The 17,324-nt window shown below is 42.4% G+C and carries 14 protein-coding genes and 3 pseudogenes; 11 read left to right on the top strand and 6 right to left on the bottom strand.

All coding sequences use genetic code 11. From position 1 onward, the window contains the following. The first annotated feature begins 405 nt into the window (after positions 1–405). From FTV18_RS10325 to FTV18_RS10290, 8 genes are all read left to right on the top strand, one after another. Positions 406–1,629 (top strand): efflux RND transporter periplasmic adaptor subunit, encoded by a 1,224-nt coding sequence (locus FTV18_RS10325; protein WP_004974297.1) that lies wholly within the window; start codon positions 406–408, stop codon positions 1,627–1,629. A 10-nt stretch (positions 1,630–1,639) separates the two neighbouring features. Continuing rightward, positions 1,640–4,723: an efflux RND transporter permease subunit gene (locus FTV18_RS10320; protein ID WP_004974298.1), complete on the top strand. Its 3,084-nt coding sequence runs from the start codon at positions 1,640–1,642 to the stop codon at positions 4,721–4,723. Then, positions 4,716–5,039 (top strand): DUF3240 family protein, encoded by a 324-nt coding sequence (locus tag FTV18_RS10315; RefSeq protein ID WP_004974301.1) that lies wholly within the window; start codon positions 4,716–4,718, stop codon positions 5,037–5,039. Before FTV18_RS10320 ends, FTV18_RS10315 begins: the two co-directional genes overlap by 8 nt. Continuing rightward, complete coding sequence (locus FTV18_RS10310; RefSeq protein WP_228291711.1) at positions 5,039–5,509, top strand: hypothetical protein; 471 nt, start codon at positions 5,039–5,041, stop codon at positions 5,507–5,509. The genes FTV18_RS10315 and FTV18_RS10310 overlap by 1 nt, the downstream gene beginning before the upstream one ends. 401 nt (positions 5,510–5,910) lie before the next feature. Beyond that, the gene (locus FTV18_RS10305; protein ID WP_070153163.1) at positions 5,911–6,201 is read left to right on the top strand and encodes a helix-turn-helix transcriptional regulator; all 291 of its coding nucleotides are present in this window, start codon (positions 5,911–5,913) and stop codon (positions 6,199–6,201) included. Beyond that, positions 6,191–7,540 (top strand): type II toxin-antitoxin system HipA family toxin, encoded by a 1,350-nt coding sequence (locus FTV18_RS10300; RefSeq protein WP_154320132.1) that lies wholly within the window; start codon positions 6,191–6,193, stop codon positions 7,538–7,540. The genes FTV18_RS10305 and FTV18_RS10300 overlap by 11 nt, the downstream gene beginning before the upstream one ends. 18 nt (positions 7,541–7,558) lie before the next feature. After that, positions 7,559–8,563, top strand: coding sequence for a YecA family protein (locus tag FTV18_RS10295; protein ID WP_070153169.1), 1,005 nt, complete (start codon positions 7,559–7,561; stop codon positions 8,561–8,563). A gap of 10 nt (positions 8,564–8,573) precedes the next feature. Continuing rightward, positions 8,574–9,692 carry a hypothetical protein gene (locus FTV18_RS10290; protein WP_179989052.1) on the top strand — a complete coding sequence of 373 codons (1,119 nt, stop codon included), beginning with the start codon at positions 8,574–8,576 and terminating at the stop codon, positions 9,690–9,692. 143 nt (positions 9,693–9,835) lie between these two features. Here the strand turns inward: FTV18_RS10290 and FTV18_RS10285 are convergent, their stop codons facing one another. Beyond that, a complete protein-coding gene (locus FTV18_RS10285) occupies positions 9,836–11,149 on the bottom strand; it encodes an ATP-binding protein (RefSeq protein WP_070153175.1) in 1,314 nt (437 codons plus the stop codon). A gap of 237 nt (positions 11,150–11,386) precedes the next feature. Here FTV18_RS10285 and FTV18_RS15810 point away from each other — a divergent pair. Both FTV18_RS15810 and FTV18_RS10275 read left to right on the top strand, forming a co-directional pair. Continuing rightward, positions 11,387–11,692, top strand: a pseudogene (locus FTV18_RS15810) (transcriptional regulator). Continuing rightward, a pseudogene (locus tag FTV18_RS10275) lies at positions 11,689–12,603 on the top strand (type II toxin-antitoxin system HipA family toxin); the annotation flags it as partial. The pseudogenes FTV18_RS15810 and FTV18_RS10275, both read left to right, overlap by 4 nt. Before the next feature lie 44 nt (positions 12,604–12,647). On the opposite strand, the gene FTV18_RS15715 reads toward FTV18_RS10275, so the two are convergent. The 4 genes and pseudogenes from FTV18_RS15715 to FTV18_RS10260 all read right to left on the bottom strand — a co-directional run bounded on the left by FTV18_RS15715 (position 12,648) and on the right by FTV18_RS10260 (position 15,786). Then, positions 12,648–13,271, bottom strand: coding sequence for a DEAD/DEAH box helicase (locus FTV18_RS15715; protein ID WP_368856243.1), 624 nt, complete (start codon positions 13,269–13,271; stop codon positions 12,648–12,650). A gap of 153 nt (positions 13,272–13,424) precedes the next feature. After that, positions 13,425–15,055, bottom strand: a pseudogene (locus FTV18_RS15710) (DEAD/DEAH box helicase family protein); the annotation flags it as partial. A 25-nt stretch (positions 15,056–15,080) separates the two neighbouring features. Further along, on the bottom strand, positions 15,081–15,452 hold the full coding sequence (locus tag FTV18_RS10265; RefSeq protein ID WP_000354814.1) for a type II toxin-antitoxin system HigA family antitoxin: 372 nt from the start codon (positions 15,450–15,452) through the stop codon (positions 15,081–15,083). Between the two features lie 31 nt (positions 15,453–15,483). After that, positions 15,484–15,786, bottom strand: coding sequence for a type II toxin-antitoxin system HigB family toxin (locus FTV18_RS10260; RefSeq protein ID WP_154320130.1), 303 nt, complete (start codon positions 15,784–15,786; stop codon positions 15,484–15,486). 390 nt (positions 15,787–16,176) lie between these two features. Between FTV18_RS10260 and FTV18_RS10255 the strand changes: the two genes are divergently transcribed. Then, complete coding sequence (locus tag FTV18_RS10255; protein ID WP_094069354.1) at positions 16,177–16,380, top strand: hypothetical protein; 204 nt, start codon at positions 16,177–16,179, stop codon at positions 16,378–16,380. Between the two features lie 22 nt (positions 16,381–16,402). Here FTV18_RS10255 and FTV18_RS10250 read toward each other — a convergent pair whose 3' ends face one another. After that, positions 16,403–17,284 carry a hypothetical protein gene (locus FTV18_RS10250; protein WP_179989051.1) on the bottom strand — a complete coding sequence of 294 codons (882 nt, stop codon included), beginning with the start codon at positions 17,282–17,284 and terminating at the stop codon, positions 16,403–16,405. Positions 17,285–17,324: the final 40 nt, after the last annotated feature.

Raw genomic sequence — 17,324 nt, 5'->3', positions numbered from 1 at the left:
ATTAAATGACCTTAATTATAAGTATATGATTTGATTACTGGTATATAGTTTTTGGTGGAGTAAAATTTTGATCAATTTAGATCATTTAATGTGGTTTTGGTCACTTCATTTTAGACATTTTAGTTTATAAAAGTCACCTATGTTTTGATGCTGATTTTCGTGAGAAATAATAACAATATATAGTTTAATATAATGATTATTAATAATTTATAAATCGACTACAACATGTAGTAGCGAAGATGCTCAAAATGCACTTACTACGTAACATCAGTTAAATAAAAGTCTCCCACAAACCCAATACGGTTCACTTGGGCCTATGCAGTCTGAAATAGGTTTATAAACTTAATCTGATCTTAAGAACTTAATCTTAGCTTTGTAGAGAAAATCTCTTGAAGGATGAAACGAGTGGATCAGCGAGTAGATGTACTAAATTTTAAAAAACTATTATATCTAATGAGCGTCTTGATCTTGATTAGCCTTGGGCTATGGTGGGGAAGTAAGCTGCTCTCGAATAAAAATATAGAGGCTAAAGTAGAGAGACAGGTTTCAGAGGCTGAGAGGAGTCCTGAAGTCTCAGAGCAACAAATCTTAATTTCTTCAAAACAAATTGAGCAAGTTGGGATCAAATTACACACATTAGGTGCTTCTTCTACTAACATACAAAAACAAATTATTTTACAAGGGCAAGTACAGTGGTCACCAGAAAGCAAAGTTGTACTGACTAGTCCTGTTTCAGGAATGGTGCAGCAAGTTTTGGTACAACCCTTGGCAGAAGTTACCCGGAATCATCATGTACTTGCTGTACATAGTCCAGATTTAATTCAGATTCAAAATGAAATATTGCAGCTTCGTGCTCAACAACAATTAGCCCAGCAAAATTTAACACGTGAACGTAGCTTATATGCTGAAGGCATTATTGCCGAGAAGCGTGTGCAAGAGGCACAGAATCAAGTACAGCGTCTTAATATTAACTTAGGTGCAAAACAGCGAATGCTGCAATTTATGGGAGGAGGGCAGGTAAATAGTCTAAATTCCATTGTCTATGTTAAAAGCCCAACAAGTGGTTATATAGAAAACTTACAGGTTTCTACAGGTCAGTATGTTGAGGCTGGTACAGTATTAGGTCAACTTGTAAACGCTGATTCACCGTTACAATTGTTATTACAAGCTAATTTAGCTGACAGTAAATATGTGCATATTGGGGATGTTGTTCAGGTTGAAGGTTGTGATATTACAGGGCATATACAAAATATCGCTCCAGCACTTGTAGGGAATACACAAACTCAAAATATCATCGTACAAATGGATACCAAACATAATTGTTTGCGGGTGCAACAATTTGTCAAAGTTCATGTTCAAAGTAAGCAGCCAACAGTAATTGCAGCATGGCCAGTACCAAGTACTGCCATAACCTCACAAGATGGTAAACACATTATTTTTGTTAAAAATCAGAAGGGGTTTGAAGCTGTAACGGTTGAAGTTCTATCAGCTGATCAGCAGCAAAGTTATATTACAGCTGAAAAATTAAAACCCAAAATGCAACTTGCTATCAGTGGTGTAGAGCGTCTCAAGGCGGTGTGGTCTGGCTTTGGTGCAGAGCAAGCACCTATTAGCACTACAGAACGTTGAGGTGAGACATATGTTAAAACGTCTTATCGCCTTTTCACTTAGTCAGCGCATTTTAATATTATTGCTCACATTGGCGATCAGTGTGGCAGGCTACATTGCTTTTACGAAACTACCAATTGATGCTTTTCCTGATGTGTCAAGTACGCAAGTACAAATTGTGATGAAATCGCCCGGCATGACGCCCGAAGAGGTGGAAAGCCGTATTGTTGTACCCATTGAACAAGAAATGTTGGGAATATCTCATCAGACAGTAATGCGTTCGCAATCTAAATACGCGATTGCGATTATCACATTAGACTTTGCTGAAGGCACTGACCCTTATTGGGCTAGACAACAGGTGAATGAACGTTTAAGTAATGTGATGTCTGCATTACCAAGTAGTACGTCAGGTGGAATTGCACCCATGACGACCCCATTAGGTGAATCTTTTATGTTTACCTTACATGGGCCACTCAGTGATATGGAAAAACGAACTCTACTTGATCGGGTGGTTCGTCCACAACTTCGTAAAATTGAAGGGGTCGCCGATGTTAACGCTTTGGGGGGACTTGTTCGTACATTTGAAGTGACCCCTAATTTAGAGGCCCTGGCGGCACGAGGCTTATCTTTAACACAGCTACAACAGGCAATCGAGCTAAATAATGCCAGTGATGGTGCTGGGCGGCTTAATGAAAATGGAGAGTCATTACTGATCCGAAGCGATAGCCGCGTCAGAAACCTTGAAGAGTTAGGCGATATTATTGTTTCTAGCCATCAAGGAACATTGGTGCGGGTTAAAGATGTTGCACAGGTACATACTGGAGCACTCACACGCTATGGTGCAGTGACTGAAAATGGCCAAGGTGAGGCTGTCCAAGGTATTGTATTAACTTTAAAAGGTGCGAATGCACGTCAAGTCGTTCAACATGTTCGTGAGCATTTGTCCGACATTGAAAAAACTCTGCCACAGGGTACAACGATTGAACCATTTTATGATCGTGGTGAGTTGGTAAACCGAGCCATTCATACCGTAAGTAAAACGTTATTAGAAGCTATTGTCTTAGTCTTGATTTTACTTTTATTGTTCTTAGGAAACCTAAGGTCTGCTTTAGTGGTTGCGGCAGTTTTACCATTATCTGCACTAAGTACTTTTTTGATGATGCACCATTTTGGTTTAAGTGCCAATTTAATGTCTTTAGGTGGTTTGACGATTGCGATTGGTTTATTAGTGGATGCTGCAGTTGTAGTGGTTGAAAATATTGAAATGCAACTTGCTGAAGCAAAAGAGTCACCGCAACGTTCTTTTTTACCGCCATTAAATATGATTTACCGCGCAGTGTCTGAGGTTGCAGTACCAGTCACAGCAGGCATGATCATTATTATGTTAGTGTTTATTCCATTGGTCACGCTTGAAGGATTGGAAGGGAAGCTCTTTTCACCTGTGGCTTTAACAATTGTATTTGCTTTATCAAGTTCACTAATTTTTTCTTTGACAGTGATTCCTGTACTGTGTTCATTCTTTCTAAAACCGAAAGCACATCACACACCCTTTTTAGTAGCTAAATTAGAAACTGGTTACCGAAAACTTTTGAATCTGAGTTTAGCCCATCCTAAACAGATTTATGTCTTAGCAGGTGGTACCTTACTTCTGGCTGCATTGATTTTCCCATTCATTGGAAAGTCATTTATGCCAACCATGGATGAGGGAGATACTATTTTACAGTTAGAAAAAATCCCTTCGATTAGCTTACAAAACTCAATTGCATTAGATCTGGATATTCAAAAACGTATTTTGGAACAAGTGCCTGAAGTTGAAAGAATTGTGGCACGTACAGGTTCTGATGAATTGGGATTAGACCCTATGGGGTTAAATGAAACAGATAGTTTCATTGTGCTAAAACCACAAACGCAATGGCAAGTCAAAAATAAAGAGCAAATTTTAGAAAAAATTCGTCTTGTACTTCAAGATGTTCCTGGCGTGAACTTAACATTTAGTCAACCCATAGAGATGCGCACTTCAGAAATGTTGTCTGGAGTACGAGGAGATTTGGCTGTCAAAATTTTTGGAAGTGATTTAGACCAGCTTAATGATTTATCAAAGCAAATTGCAATAGTTCTACAAGGCATTGAAGGCAATGAAGATGTCATGACACTCGAAAATTCGGGAGTACAGTATCAAGAGCTGCGAATCCATCGTGATATGGCTATACGAAATCAATTGGACAGTCAAAATGTTCAAGCCCAACTCAAGATGCTCGTGGAAGGCAAAGAAATAGGTTCCATTATTGAACAGGGGCGCCCTGTTCCATTAATGATGAAAGGGGATCCACGTTTGGGAGAGTCGAGTTTTGAATTTTCCAATATTGCCTTGCCAATTGAGAATGCAGCTGCAGTGCCATTGTTATCTTTAGCAGAAGTGGTTAAGACTGAGGGTGTCGTAAAAATTGATCGTGAAAATGCATCACGAATGTCAGTGGTACGTGCCAACGTACGTGATCGTGATTTAGTTAGTTTTGTAGATGAAGCAAAACAATTGGTTGCAGAGAAAGTCAAGTTACCAACCGGCTACTCACTCAAATGGGGGGGGCAATTTGAAAACCAACAACGTGCGGCTGCTCGCTTAATGCTTGTTGTACCTGCTGCATTAACAATGATCTTCTTTTTACTATTTACGACTTTGGGTTCGGTGCGTCAAGCCGTATTGGTTTTCGTCAATATTCCCTTTGCGTTAGTCGGTGGAGTATTTGCATTAGCATTAACAGGTGAGTATTTATCTGTTCCTGCATCAGTTGGTTTTATTGCCTTGATGGGGATTGCTGTACTGAATGGTTTAGTGATGATTAGTTATTTTAATCAACTGATTTCTCGTGGTGTTGCAATTGAGGAAGTTGTTCGTGAAGGTGCTATGCGCCGTTTACGTCCAGTCATGATGACCGCGAGTATTGCAGCTTTAGGTTTGATCCCATTGTTATTTACTACTGGCCCTGGTGCCGAGATTCAACGTCCATTGGCGATAGTTGTGATTGGAGGGCTTATTTCTTGTACTTTGCTGACTCTGATTTTACTTCCTAACTTGTTTAAAAAATTTGGTTTAGCGCGAGATCATCATGTCTGAAATATGCCAACTCTCTATTAACGTGTCCTCTGATATTGCTGAAGAACTTATGGAGCATTTGTGGTTAATTCCTGAGTTGATTTCAGGGTGTACTTGTGTCAACGCACAAGGGTTTGGTAATCGCCAACATTATCGTAATGTTCAGGAAAAAATTCGCGGAGCAACTGAACGGAATCTTATATTGCTGATTGTACAACACGAATCTGTATCATTGGTTTTGGCGCATATTCAGCAAAAATTTAAATCAAGTGATTGTTTTTATTGGGTCATACCTACATTAATTTCTGGTTATATGAGCCAAGGAGCACTTGACTAATGACATTAAATATCAAATTTAAATCAACACTTCTAGGCCAAATTTGGTATCTGTTTGGGTTGGGCTATTGTTTTACAGTGGCTTCGACAGCAATTGCAAAACCTCAACTTGAAGCTGCTTTGCCACCACTTGAAGCAGTACAACAGAGTCTAGTAGAACATCCGAATGTGCGTGCTGCAATATCAGAGCAAGATTATGCAGACTTTGCCCGACAAGGATTAAAAGTAGGGCAAAATCCGTGGACTGTTACAGCCGGTATGCAAGTACGTAAGACGGATACACAACTAGAGCGAAAACAAGCCAATAGTTATGAACCTAGTTTGGGGATAGAAAAACAAATACGTTTGCCTAATAAATACCGGCTAGATCAAGATCTAGCACAACGTATTTCAAGTATTGCAGAAACCCCAACCTTGGCAATAGTCACCAACATAATTTACATTAAATTGTATAAATTGCTGTGTATATAAGTACAATAACATCAATAACTTACGTTTTAAAATATTTTTATTGGAATTAATGTTTATTAAGATCGTTTAATTTTGGTCACATAAGTTTTTAAAAATTTACCAAATAATCACCAACATAATTTTGTGATGATTAATTAGGTAAACCGAATGGTAAAAAATCAGGTTGATGGAGTTATATATGGCTGAACCGTACCGGGTTTGTCGGAGACTTTTTTATTTAAGTTAGGCCACCTGACCTAACGGGTTAATCTTATGCTGCTGTTAGGGTCTAAAAATAGCAGTTTTGAAGGGCTTTATCGAGTGATTTTTTCAACACTCTACGCAATTATGGATATCATAGTATCCACTTTATGTTTTATTTCGCTATAATGGATATAACTGTATCCATTTGGTCTTTGCGGATGAATTTTACCTTACTTGATGATACCGATGTAAGCCAAGCTTATGCGGCTTATTTACGTGAGTTACGCAAGCAGGCAAAGCTGTCGCGCGCTGCATTGGCTGAGCGAAGCTGCGTACCTGCGGCCACCATTAAGAAATTTGAGCTGACCGGGCAAATTTCATTTCGTCAATTGCTGTTGCTATGGCAGACACTTGATTCGCTAGATAGGCTTTATCAGCTCACGCAACTTAGCAAAGAACGCGCTGCTATACCCATGAGTATTGATGAGGTGCTAAAAGATGAGTTTTAAACCGATTCAGAAGCTTAATGTTACTCGTACGCTAAGCTCAGGTGAGCAGATATCTGTTGGAGTCTTGGCGCAGAATCGGCAAGGCGTTTTTTTTCAGTATACTGACGACTATTTGCAGCAGTTTGGCAATTTATCACCGTTTACCTTGCAAGCGAATACGCTAGTTCAAGCCGCACCTAAAGCGCCGCACCAAGGTGTACATGGCGTATTTGGGGATTGTTTGCCCGATGGCTGGGGCATGTTGTTACAAGATCGTATTTTCCGGCAAAAGGGCATCCTACCTAATCAATTAACGGCGATGGATAGACTGGCCTTTGTCGGTGATAAAGGCATGGGAGCGCTGTCTTTTGCTCCGGTGTCTGAGTTTTCAGCCACGACATACGCGGACATTGATTTAGCAACCTTGGGCTTAGAAGCACAAACGCTGTTCGATGCTTCAATGTCAGATTATATGGATGATAATCACGATGAGTTAGATGGGCATACGCAACAGGTGTTGGCCGCATTAGTCGCCGGTGGTAGTTCGGGTGGAGCAAGGCCTAAGGCGCAGATTTATATGCCTGCAGGGGAAACTCAGCATTGTCGAACCTTTGCTCAGCCTGGAGATGAGGCTTGGCTGATTAAGTTTACCTCGAAAAATCTCGCGCTCGGGCATGAAGAAGGGTTGTGTGAAGCGGTTTATTTGCAAATGGCCGAGCTTGCCAAGTGCCAACCACCAGTCTGGCAACTCATTGAAGCACCAACTACAAGCGGTGCGTCTGCCTGGTTGGCGCTTAAGCGTTTTGATTATGTCACGGAGCAGGCCCGTTTAAGCGGTAATCGCAGTTCAGGTCGCTTGCATATGCACAGCGCTTGCGGGCTGCTGGATGCAGACTTTCGAACGCCAAGTTTAGATTATATTGACTTGATCAAAGCCAGCCGTCAGTTGTGTAAATCTCCTGCTGCTGGGCAGCTGCAATTTCGCCGTGCCGTTTTTAACCTGCTGTCGTCTAACCAAGACGACCACAGTAAAAACTGGGCGTTTTTGCAAGCGGATGACGGTCAATGGAACCCTGCACCTTTTTACGATGTTACCTACAGCCCACATCCATTCAACGAACACGCCACTGCTTTCGGCGGTTATGGCAAAGCGCCATCGCTTAAGGTGATGCAAAAACTTGCTACTAGTGCTGGCTTTGCGAATTGGAATGATGCAAAGCAAGTTATTGAAGAAGTCGCAGAAGCCATCAGCCAATTTACGTATCTTGCCAAGCAACAAGGGATCAGTAAAACAACAATGTCCGTGATTGCTAAGACATTGGAGCAGCGTAAACAAGAAAATGCAGCGCTTTTTCTATAACAATAAGAAGGGACAGTAATGAAGCTCGGCCGAAACGATCCTTGCCATTGTGGCAGTGGTAAAAAATTTAAACGTTGTTGTATGAGCAGCGTTTCCAAGCAACATGCCCAAGTCTTCGATGATGTTGAAACCATGCTGGCAATGAACCCAAATTTGAGTCTTGATGAACTCAATGCCGCTTTGCAGCACAAAGTGCAAGAACGCAATCATCAACCTCATCCCGATTTTTGTGGCGTAACGCCAACGCAAATGGCCAATTGGCTTTATGCGCCTTTTGATGAATTAAAGTGGGTGACAATTTGCACTCCCGACTCTCTTTCTGCCAGCCCAATAATGCGTTATCTAGCCCTCATTCTTGATGAGGCCATGGCGCAAGAAGGCTCCTTCAAAGCCACGAGTAAAGGCAACTTACCGGCTAAGTTGGTTAAACAGGCCAGTGAGTTATTGCCTGAGTTTGCCGTTGCTCAATTAGAACGTAGTATAAGCATCAGCGAGTTTTCGGGCAGCAATGAAGACAAATTTAATGCCTTGCACTACACCCGAGTGCTTGCCGAAATTAGCGGTATTATTTATCGGCGCAGTGGCCGCTACCATGTAAAAAAATCAGCGCAAAAGCAGTATCAAGCGCTAGGCATACAGGCCTTTTTCAAACCTATGTTAGAGGCCGCTATCAGCAAATATAACTGGGGTTATTTGGACAGTTTCGAATACGATGTCGACTTGCGCACTTTTTGGTTGTTTATGCTGTGGCGTATTCAAAGCCACAACAGTGTGGAGCAGCTTGTGAAAGAGGTGATGACAGCTTTCCCTAATCTATTGCTGGTATTCCCTACGGATGATTACTTCTCGCCAGAAAGAAACTTAAGTATGCTCATCGAATCACGATTTATTGAGCGATTTTTGCAGTTTTGGGGATTTGTAACGATTGACCCAAGACGTTATATAAACGCTGAACAAGTCGCCAGAGTGATTCAGGTACAGCCTTTGTTAAAACAAACTTTTCAATTCACAATAAATAAATAGCAAGGTCACCGTGAGCGAATTTCAATACTATAAATTTGAGCGTCTGGATGGGTATTTAGATGCTAAAGCACGTCAAGCACTCAGAGCCATTTCAAGCCGTGCCGAGATCAGCGCTACGGCCTTTCAGGTGTATTACACCTACAGTGATCTAAAGGCCGAGCCTTTTGAGCTGATGTTAAAATACTTTGATATCGGTTTTTACTATGCCGATTGGGGCTCAATCGATGTATACATCAAGCTACCAGCAGGAACGCTTCCAGATGCGTTACTTGGCTTTTCAAGTGATGGACTTCATGTTCACGAAAACGATGAGTGGCAGTTGCTGATTTTTTCCCTTGAGGAGTGTGATGAGTATTTTGACGATGAGCATGCTGACGACTTTTTCCAGCATTTAGCCGCTTTACGCGGCGGGTTAATGCAAGGGGATTGGCGCCTTGTGTACTTAATGTGGCTCAAAGCGTTTGATTTTAATGATGGCGTTGAGCGAGTGCCGTTAATTCAATTCGATTTTGAGCACCTCAGGGAAGAGGAGCAGTCGTTTGCTGCGCTGTATGATATTCCCTTAGCATTGGTTAAGGCGCTCGCCATGGTGCTGAGCGAACAACCCAGTCACCAAGCCAAACAAACTCAGCTTACGCTTGATGCGTGGATCCATAATCTCTCGCAAGCAGAGAAAGACACGCTATTACGCACGTTGTTTGAGCAAGGCCAGCTAACCCGTCACCAAGCCTTAGCGCTGACGCGAAAAGAACCTGTCAACACAGACGAGATCTATCAATACTGGTTAACTTCCGCCGTCATTTCTCCTTTCATTGAGCAAGCGCAAAGTCAATTACAGCAAGAGCAAGCCGCAGCACTCGCAAAAAAATTAGCTATCGAAAAAGCGGAAAAAGAAAAAGCGTTGACGTATATCTACAATCAACGTGAGCACTACTGGCAGCAATCACAAGAGCAAGCGGATCGAACTTGCGCCAGTGGTTACGATGCGGCATCACGCTATCTGCATCAGCTGTTTGAGGCCTATCAGTTCAAAGCTGATGAAGCGGCGTTTGAACAACGTTTTAAGCGCTTTGTTGTGGCGAATAATAGCCGTAAAGCACTGTTAAATCGCTTGAGTGATTTGCTTTAAACGATGAGGCGATAGGCTGGCCAAATGACGTTAGCAAAAAACCGATTGAGGGTTGGTTGAAAGGTTGTAAGCCCACCAAAGGTCTACAAATTGTTACCTATGAAGTCACTTTGTGTAGACCTCGGGGTCTAAGTAACGCGCTTTTACCATCTCTGTGGTAAATACTGCGTGAAATACAAAGGCATCACGATATTGGTTTGCTCTAATGCGGATGAGCCTTGTGTACCCGTTAACTTAAAGGTTTTACTTGGAGTACATTTTTCAACGTAGGATGCCAACGATTTTGCTCTTGTACGTTTACCACTTTTGACCTCCACAGGGACGATATCGCCTTCATCGGTCGCCAAAATAAATTCGATTTCGGCACGGGCGTCATTCCATGAATAGCTTGGGTCAACGCCAATGGCAGTGAGCTCTTGTTGCACAAAGTTTTCAGCCACATAACCTTTGTATTCATAGTTTTGTTGCTTAATTTCTTTATAACTGCTGCCGAGCATATGATTAAGCAGACCCACATCAAACAAAAACAGTTTCACCATATTTTCTTTTTTATAGGCCGCTAACGGAGATTTCGGCAATCCTTCAATAGGGTAGTTTGGCAAAGCTAGGCGGCAGCAGTTAAGCCAATGGATCGCGGTTTCAAAATCGCTATAACGAGATTTACGCTCATGCACATGCTTAAATTTAAAGCGTTTAACCGACTCATCGCTGACAAGTGATAGCTGGGCTGGAATGCTATTAAATACCGATTCAATCAGTGTGGTGTCGACCTTGCCCGCGTACTTACCAAAATCGCGGCGATAACCTTCCACTAAATCGGCATGAATTTTTGTGACTTTTTCAACACGCTCTAGAATGCTTGAATCCTTATACTGATACCAAGCAGAAACGGCTTCCGGCATACCACCAGTAAAAAAGTAGTCAGTGAGTTTGTCCATCAATTTGGTGTGTACTGCCGGTGTGCTTGCTTGACTATCAAACGCTTTGATCAGCGCTTGCTCGTTGGATGCGTAAATAAATTCTTGGAAGGTCAGTGGTCGTAAATTGTATTGTTCTACCTTGCCCACAGGGAAGGTGTTGAGCAAACCAATATTCGAGCCGCTGGCAGCGACAAAATAGGACGGTGCTTTTTCAGCAAAGTACTTTAGTGAGGTAACGGCACGTTCACATTCGCCAATTTCATCTAATATCAGCAGATCGGTTTCTGGGTTGAACGCTTGGTTGGTTAACAACTCAATATTCATTACTAGCTCGTCAGGTGACAGAGAGCCATCGAACGCTTCTTTGTAGGCAGGGTTTTCAAGGAAGTCGATACGAAGGATGTTGGCAAAGGTATTCCCAAATAACTCTTGTAGCAGATAGGTTTTACCTGTTTGTCTTGCACCATCGATCAATAATGGCTTGCGCACCGGTTGATTTTTCCATGTTATTAGGGCGTTTAGTAAGTTGCGCTGCATTGTCATTTCCCGCCAATTAAGACTGTTAACTGCCTGTAGTATAACTCAGCCTACACTTTTACGCGCAGAAAAGTGCGGAATTTTACATTTTTATGCGCATAAAAGTGTAATTTGATGACCTTTGGCATTCAGGGATTCACATCATCGCCTTGGCCAACGCGCAAGCTAAACCTAAAAGTAGGATATAAATCCAATTATATTGAGTAAAGTGGGAATATAGTCCCTTTGGTTGGTGATATGGCTAAGCGTGACTTACACAATATATTGTTTCCAAAGCAGCGTAAAATCCTGACGCAGTTTGGTGAAGACTTGCTGTTGGCGATGAAAAGACGTGGTTTTACCAAAAAGCTACTGTGTGAACGTACTGGTTTTGATCATAAAACCGTGAATTAAGTCTTAGCCGGTGATCCGGGCGTTGCCATAGGCACTTACTTAAAGGTGATGGCCGTTCTTGGCATGGAAAGCAACTTTGCAGAAATGGCCGCCCATGATGAAGTGGGTATCAAGCTGCAAAACATAAAATTGCTGGAAGGTTCAAGATGAGCCGTGAAATCGTTGAAGTCTATGCCGACTGGCAGCCAATTGAAGCACCTTTGCTAATAGGGCTGCTTTCTTACAGCGATTCAAGCCGAGGTGGCGTGTTTAGTTTTGCCTACGATAAAGCATTTTTAACCTCAGCCTATCGCTTGCAAATTGATCCCATCCTGACCCTCCACTCCGGTGTACTCTAAAACGATGAAGTCGATAAAAGCTTCCGCGCATTTCTTGATTCATCGCCTGATAGATGGGGGCGTATTTTAATGCAGCGGCGTGCGGCGATTGAGGCGCGCAAAGGCATTCGAGCAACAAGTCGATTAAACGAATTGGATTACCTGCTGGGCGTAAATGACTCTTACCGGATGGGTGGTATTCGATTTAAGCGAACAGGCTCGAATGCTTTTTTGGACGACAATTCTGAATTTGCTGCGCCGCCAATGGCTTCTTTGCGAGAGCTAGAGCATGCAGCAATGCAGATTGAAAAAGACGATAACATCGACAGTGACGAGTATTACCGCTGGTTGAAAATGCTGATTTCTCCAGGCTCATCATTAGGTGGTGCAAGGCCCAAAGCTTGTGTCACAGATGAACAAGACCACTTGTGGATTGCTAAGTTTCCCAATTTAAACGATACCCATGATGTGGGCGCGTGGGAGATGGTCTGTTATGAATTGGCGTTAGCGGCAGGTGTTGACATGTTTCCAAGTGAGATGAGGCAATTTTCGTCACAGCACCATACCTTCTTAACAAAACGGTTTGACCGCGACGGTGACAAGCGGCTGCATTTTTCGTCGGCCATGACACAGCTTCAATACTATGATGGTGAACAATCTCAAGGTGCCAGCTACTTAGAGATTGCTGAATTTATTTCCAATTGTGGAGCACAAACCACAGCTGATTTAGCTCAGTTTTGGCGTATGGGGGTAAAGGCATGGGGAAGTGTTTAATGAAGTGCTGCTGTTTATTTTGGCTTGGTATTTGGTGAAGGGATGTTTTCTAATTTCAATGAAGGTTGCTTGTTACTGTTGTCATCAATGTACTCAAGGGCGTACCTCATAGCCTTGTAGCTTTTCTCGCGTTTTTTAAACATGCGTTGCAGCATAGGGAGAGTGCAGTCCACATAGTCGTGAATAGTGACTTGTGTTTTGCCTTCCGATTCACGATGAATACGACCGGCATATTGAGCCAATGTTCCTTTCCATGAGATGGGCATGGCCAAAAACAACGTATCCAGTCTTGGTAGGTCAAACCCTTCGCCTACATATTTTCCTGTTGCGACGACGACTTGAGCCGATTGCAGATGATTGTCAGCGTTCTTGCGTTCCGCAGCTTTCATGGCGCCTTTAAGTACGACAGTGCTTATACCCATTTCGGTAAGTCGTGAGTGTATGGATTCTGCGTGCTCTCTACGCTCTGTAAGGACTAACGGGTGTCCGCCATTTTGAACACACTCGTAGGCGTCTGAGACGATTTTTGAAGTGCGCTGCTCATTATTGACGAGCCAGCGGTAGGCATCGCTTATTTTGGGGCGCTCATCTGTTTTTATAAGCTCTGCTGCTGGTACATCGTAGAGCTGATGAATCATCACGGTTTGAGTAAATTGCTCATCAGGGCTTTGTTTCACTTTGTAGCGAATAGGCCCTGCCGCCATAAAAATGATCTTTTGATGACCATCTTGTCGCTCTGGTGTTGCTGTAAGGCCCAATACATATTTTGCTCTTACCTCGTTGAGTACCATTTCAAACCTTGGTGCAGATAGGTGGTGGCATTCGTCAACAATAATATGGCCGTAGTCTTGAATGAGAGGAGTGATGGAATTGTCTTTTTTATTAACCAAACTTTGGTAGGTGGCTATGTCGATAATGCCACTCGGCTTTCTTTTACCTCCGCCTATACTGCCAATGGTTACTTCGGGTAGGAACGTGCGTAAGCGCTCTTGCCATTGTCGAGCAGTTGTCGGCTATGAACCAGTATGAGGGTATTTACTTTGCGTTTTACGATCATAGCAATGGCAGTAACCGTTTTTCCAAATGCAGTTGGCGCATGCAAAATACCGAAGTCATGTTTAGATATTGCGGCCACTGCGTCACGCTGGTTCTTTCGCAAAGTGAACTCAGGGGTAAGCTTTAATAATGGTTTACCAATTTCACGCTTATCGTCAAATAGTGGCGAAATGTTTTGCTCTTGTAGCAAAGCAATCGCATCATCGAGGCAGCCTCGCGGTAGTGCTAGATAACCGTTTTCAATACGAGCACAGGAAATAAACCTCGGAATGCCATGGGTTGAAAAGCGCAACGCTTGTGTTTTAAAAAACACAGGATTAGAAAAACTAGCTAATCGCTTTAGTCCGGCCAGTAATGGCCCAGGTAACTCGCTCATCAAAAAGTAGATATGGTTGGCCAAGGTAATGGTCACGTTTTTCGGCAAAGACTCTAATTTTATTGGTGCGGCTTTGGCTGTGATTTCCCAAGGAGGGCGGTTGTCTGTTAGCCCTTGCTCGGACAGTAATAGGGTGTTGGGTGAAATAGTTGTTATGAGTTGGTCAATACTCGACTGAGTGAGCGTTTTAAGCTCAGCAAGGTACCGCCATTGATCATCGATGGCATTCAGGTCACTGTCAACAAAGCAACTACGACCTGAAAGGCGAGCCTCCTTTTGAAGTGGTAACGCAATGAGATTGCCAAACCCGCCTTCAGGAAGTACATCTTGGTTAGGAAAGAGCCTGTCATAGGAGTCAAACGATAGATTTGGAAATATTTCCATGGCTTTATCAAGCAAAGCGAAACCCAGTGCCCGAGCATGGTTCGCTGGGATATTGGTTTCAAAAAATATCCATAAGTGAGCCCCGTTGCCAGAACGCGAGATTTCTATCGCGTGCGGAATATCAAACGCTTGGCACACTTTAGACATTGCTTTGACTTCTTCTTGCCAACAGCCTTTGTCAAAATCGGCTGCCAACAAATAGCACGAATTATCTTTAAGTAGTGGATACAGACCTACCACTTGATGACCGGCAAGGTGCCTGTAAATAATGTGCTCGTTTAATTCGCTAAACTTTCGGTGTGAACAGTCTTGGCATTTAATGCGGGGTTTGTTGCATAGCCCGCTTACCCACTCATTATCACAGGCTACGGAATAGCCACTGCGCCCCTGTTGATTTTGCCAACGATTGGCAAAGATATCCTCTCTTCCACGAAATCGTTGTCTGAATAAGGCGACCTTTTGTTCTGGCGTGAATGTCTGTACTGAACGCTCGATTTGAGCGCTACGCAAAGCCTCTCTTAATGCGAGAAGCTGCTGCTTTTCATTTTCAAGCTCAGCTAGCCTGTTATCAATAGCAGAAATGTTTGGGTAGCGAGCGTCATTCATAACAAACTAATTTTGATTCGCAGCACTATAAAGCGCGAACTTGCGGTGGCTTGATCAGCGACTCTGCTGGAATACCTAACCCTTCATGAAGTTTCCAAATCATTTTTAGCGTGAGTGATCGCTTATGGTTTAGGATTTCATAAACACGATTGCTTTTACCTATCATGGGTTCAAGATCTTTAACGGTTAAGCCTTTGCGCTCCATCTCAAACTTTATTGCCTCAACAGGGTCTGGCAAATCCATTGGAAAATGCTTTGCTTCGTAGGCCTCGACTAACGTAACCAAAATGTCCAGCTTTTCGCCTTCGACGGTATCAGGCTCCGCCATCATTAGGTTTTCGATGTCGTTTAATGCCGCGCGGTAGTCGGCATCTGTTTTAATAGGTCTGATGTCCATTATATTTACCTCTTGTTACTACCTTTTGGCTTCAAATCGTTTGTACATCAATTTTATCGTATTGCGCATGGCTGCCGATAAACCGTATGTAAACCACTTTGTACGCATAATTGATCCAAGCAACTAACCGGTATTTATTACCGGCAATGTTAAACACGACACGCCCATCTTTGAGGATGCTGGCATTTCTAAAGTCCTGTTTCACATCCGCCGGTGCTCCCCAATCAGCGTTTAATGCATGCCTATACCAAGCTAACGTTGGCTCTTTAGCGTCAATGTATTCTGAGCTGTCTTCCCAAAATGTTTTTAAGGTTGATAGTGCGATAATTCTCATAAATAGATATTAGTCCCAATTTGGGACTTTTGCAAGTTTGGTATTCTTGATGCGGTTAGGAGTTGTTACCGCATCCCCAATTGCCCCATTCCTTGGGGCGGTTCACATCCCTCTTATTCACCCTCTTAAGCTCGGCATATCAAGTGTTGCCCCATTGTCCCAACTGCCACGGTAAGTGATCAAATGGGGGGCTTGCTATTTTCGCCTGATGGGCCTTTTCGACATGCGGCTGCGTTTGCCATCGAAGAAGGCCAATACTCTGAACCAATAGAGTGATTCTTCATACCCCAAGCTGTGCGTTGGACGTGCAGGCGGGATGAGCCCCAGTTTGCGTCCTAAACTGACAATCACGTAGAAGCGAACGGAAAATACCTATACGAGCCTGAAACTGTGGCTGAAGTTGAGCATATTCTAGGTGCTGTTGTTGTTCTATTAAGACAGCCGATTTATTCACTCGGTTTAGGCTGTGTGATTAATGTGTTTAGAACAGCCCAAGCTTTAAATATTGGGCTTGAAATTGGGGCAGAGAAGGATAACTTGTATCTCAAACCTGATCTGACAGTTACCCATTTTTTATTGTTTCTATCAGGTTAAATTTTCTAGATGTGTATGAAGGCTAATTGCAGAAATTTGATTGATATTGGTACACAAACTGAGTCTTTGTTGCTGTCGAAGTTGGTGCATTATATTGGGTTAAACCTTTTAAAGCACTGAAGCTTAAAGCAGCACGATCAACTACTTTTCTTGTGAAATTCGCATTGGGATCTGAATATTTAAACGAAATTTCTGCTAAAACAGGTTTTAGACTACCGTAAGGCAATAGGGTATACCATAAACTTAACTCTAAATCTGCATCGAATTCACCTAAATCAATCGTTGCACCACTATATTTTCGTTCATAGATAGTTAGACCACCAACTTGATTCAGGGCTAGACTATTATTAAAATTATAGTCATTTTTGAAGCCAGTAAATAGAATATTGATATCCTCAAAATCGTTAATGGTTCGCGAGGTTGGTACGGTTGTTGACTTGCTTGCAACTACAAGGAAACTCAAGTTATCTTTACGAGTAATGTCATCTTCTAGCTTAGTTTTTGCGCCTGATACATTGCTAGTCAAATCTTTGAAGTCAGCAATATAATGGTCATATCCACGATACTTTAAAGTTACTTCTTTTGTACCATTTTCATTACGCTCTCTGAAGCTGTATCCCATATTTTTTAAAGTACAGCTTCCTTGAGTATCGTAAAAGCGGATTTCTCTTTGTGTATCAAAGATCATAGCACCAGTTACGTCACGACTGATTTTATTTTCAATCGCATTTTTCACCGCTGAAAAATAGCTATTTATGCTGCTTGCTTCATTTCCATAATTAAAATTTATGGGATCTAATAGTACTTTGTATTCGCGAGATGTGGCTTTGGGAGATGCATAGCTCAGCGATGGTAGCACTGTAATTGCCAAGAAAGTTATCAAAGCCGATTGAGTTATTCTCATTTTTCTCTCTAGACAAAAGTTGAATTTAAAAAGCCCAAAA

Source organism: Acinetobacter sp. YH12241, assembly GCF_013417535.1.
In the GTDB taxonomy this organism is placed as follows: Bacteria; Pseudomonadota; Gammaproteobacteria; order Pseudomonadales; family Moraxellaceae; genus Acinetobacter.
Note: the sequence above shows the minus strand (reverse complement) of the source record. Positions and strands in the feature narration are given on the sequence as shown.